At 45.1% G+C, this 2,701-nt stretch carries 3 protein-coding genes; 2 read left to right on the forward strand and 1 reads right to left on the reverse strand.

What is annotated here, in order from left to right; genetic code table 11:
- Positions 1-197: 197 nt before the first annotated feature.
- A complete protein-coding gene (gene mscL / locus B7Y67_RS14745; protein WP_293599288.1) occupies positions 198-620 on the reverse strand; it encodes a large conductance mechanosensitive channel protein MscL in 423 nt (140 codons plus the stop codon).
- Between the two features lie 137 nt (positions 621-757).
- Here mscL and petA point away from each other — a divergent pair, with 137 nt between their 5' ends.
- Both petA and B7Y67_RS14755 read left to right on the forward strand, forming a co-directional pair.
- Positions 758-1,360, forward strand: a complete 603-nt coding sequence (gene petA / locus B7Y67_RS14750) for a ubiquinol-cytochrome c reductase iron-sulfur subunit (RefSeq protein WP_215302386.1) — start codon at positions 758-760, stop codon at positions 1,358-1,360.
- A gap of 10 nt (positions 1,361-1,370) precedes the next feature.
- Positions 1,371-2,701 (forward strand): cytochrome bc complex cytochrome b subunit (locus B7Y67_RS14755; RefSeq protein WP_293599289.1); only part of this gene is annotated, 1,331 nt, incomplete at its 3' end.

Genomic DNA, 2,701 nt, shown 5'->3' on the forward strand with positions numbered 1-2,701 from the left:
ACCTGACCCTAGATTTGACCCGGGATCCTCTTTTGGAGTTTTTCAAAAAAGGAAAAAATGAAAGACTGGATCGACTGGAACTCAGCTTTTTTACTTCTAGGTTTGAAGTTTGCTACAGCCATGTGGCTAATAAGACCGTTACTGAATGTACAAAAATGAGCCAGATGCGCTGAAGCATCCTTGTCCTAAGGAAAAAGTTACCTTTTAAGACTGTCTCGAATTTCTCTCAGCAAGACTACATCCTCTGGTATTGGAGGTGCAGGAGGGACATCGGTGGTGCGGACTCTATTCACAACTTTCACCATCTGAAAGATGACAAAAGCCAGCAAAATAAAGTTAATTGAGATGGTTATGAAGTTGCCATAAGCAAAAATGGGTACCCCAGCTTTTTTGAGGGCATCAAAAGTTCGTGGAACCCCTTCTGGAATTTTGCCCAAAACAAGAAAGAGGTTGGTGAAGTCAATATGACCCCCCAGCATAGTTGAAATCACGGGCATCACGATGTCGTTTACTAGGGAATCCACGATCTTTCCAAATGCCCCGCCGATAATCACGCCAACCGCCAAATCAATGACGTTACCCTTGACCGCAAAGTCCCGAAATTCCTTTAAAACAGCCATAAATCCCTCTCATATCAAATTGATAGGGATTATCTCAAGATTAACCCCATAACTTTCTTGCATACCCAACTTTTTACTTTAAAATCTTACCTTTAAGCAATTTCCACCTATAAATGCTCTTCCGAGGAATTTTGTAAATGAGTGACAAGCCCTGTATGGACAAGGATCGCCGTAATTGGTTGATCGCTACTTCAGCGGTTGGCGGTGTTGGTGCAGCCGCAGCCCTTTACCCTTTTGTTGATAGTTTTGAGCCTTCTGAGCGTGCTAAGGCCGCCGGAGCTGCTGTCGAGATCGATATCGCTGGTATGCAGCCAGATGAGATGAGAATGGTGGAGTGGCGCGGCAAGCCTGTATGGGTCGTGCGCCGCACCCCTGAGCAGGTTGCAGAGCTCTCCAAGATTGACTCGGAGTTGGCAGACCCTGATTCTTTAAGGGATCCAGCCCAATTTACCCCTCCTTACGCCCAAAACCAATGGCGCTCAATTAAGCCTGAGTACCTTGTTGTTGTGGGTATCTGTACGCATTTGGGATGCTCCCCTACAGCGAAATTTGAGTCTGGCCCACAGCCTTCCTTGCCAAATACTTGGCCTGGTGGCTTTCTATGCCCATGTCATGGCTCTACATTCGATATGGCAGGCCGTGTATTTAAAAATAAACCAGCCCCAGACAATATGGAAGTGCCGCCACATATGTACTTGAGCGATACCAAGATTCTGGTTGGCGAAGATAAGAAGGCCTAAGGAGAGATAAATGGCATTTCACGAAAAAGAAGTCCCGGCAGACGCTTCTGGTGCACAAAAGCTTATGGCTTGGGTTGATTCACGCCTACCAGTAACAGAAGCGTTTAAGCGCCATATGAGCGAATACTACGCTCCAAAAAACCTGAATTTTTTCTACATCTTTGGCGCATTAGCCATAGTTGTTTTAGCAATTCAGATTATTACCGGCATTTTCTTGGTAATGAACTACAAGCCGGATGCAGCTAAAGCATTTGAATCTGTTGAATACATCATGCGTGAAGTACCATGGGGTTGGTTGATTCGTTACATGCACTCTACTGGCGCCTCTATGTTCTTTGTGGTGGTCTACATGCACATGTTCCGTGGTTTGATCTACGGCTCATATCGCAAGCCACGTGAGCTTATCTGGATCTTTGGTTGCGCGATTTTCTTGTGCTTAATGGGAGAGGCCTTCTTCGGCTACTTGCTCCCTTGGGGTCAAATGTCCTACTGGGGCGCTCAAGTGATTGTTAACTTGTTCTCTGCAATTCCCTTGATCGGTCCAGACCTCTCTTTATGGTTGCGTGGCGACTACGTAGTTGGCGATGCAACATTAAATCGCTTCTTCGCATTCCACGTCATCGCAATTCCACTGGTTTTAATTGGATTGGTAGCTGCTCATATTCTTGCCTTGCATGAAGTTGGCTCAAATAACCCAGATGGTATTGAAATTAAAGATACCCTGGGTACCAATGGCCGCCCTATTGACGGCATTCCATTCCACCCTTATTACAGCGTACATGATGTGATGTATTTAGGTGGATTCCTCATGGTGTTTGCTTGCATCGTATTCTTTGCGCCGGAGATGGGCGGTTATTTCCTTGAGGCAAATAATTTTATCCCTGCAAATCCATTTGAGACTCCAACGCACATTGCACCGGTTTGGTATTTCACACCGTTCTACTCTATGTTGCGTGCAACAACGACCAACTTCTTATTACCGCTGTGGATTTTCTTGGCAGTAATTTTGGGAATGTTTGCACTCAAGTCGAGCAACATCAAACTTAAGGGTGCTTGTGCTGCAATTGCTCTCGTATTGGCTGTTGGCTTCTATGCATTCGATGCGAAATTCTGGGGCGTGGTGATTATGGGTGGTTCAGTAGTAATACTGTTCTTCTTGCCATGGTTAGATCACTCACCAGTGAAGTCTATTCGCTATCGCCCACAATTCCATAAGTACATCTACGGTGTATTTATTGTGAGTTTTGTAATTTTGGGTTACTTGGGTATCGAGCCACCATCACCTGTATTTGAAAAGATTTCTCAGATTTGTACCATTTATTATCTGGGCTTCTTCTTAGC

Source organism: Polynucleobacter sp. 35-46-11, from assembly GCF_002281105.1.

Bases quoted from the DNA above. Each gene is read 5' to 3' on its own strand.
- mscL (WP_293599288.1), bottom strand. From the start codon at position 620: ATGGCTGTTTTAAAGGAATTTCGGGACTTTGCGGTCAAGGGTAACGTC.
- petA (WP_215302386.1), top strand. From the start codon at position 758: ATGAGTGACAAGCCCTGTATGGACAAGGATCGCCGTAATTGGTTGATC.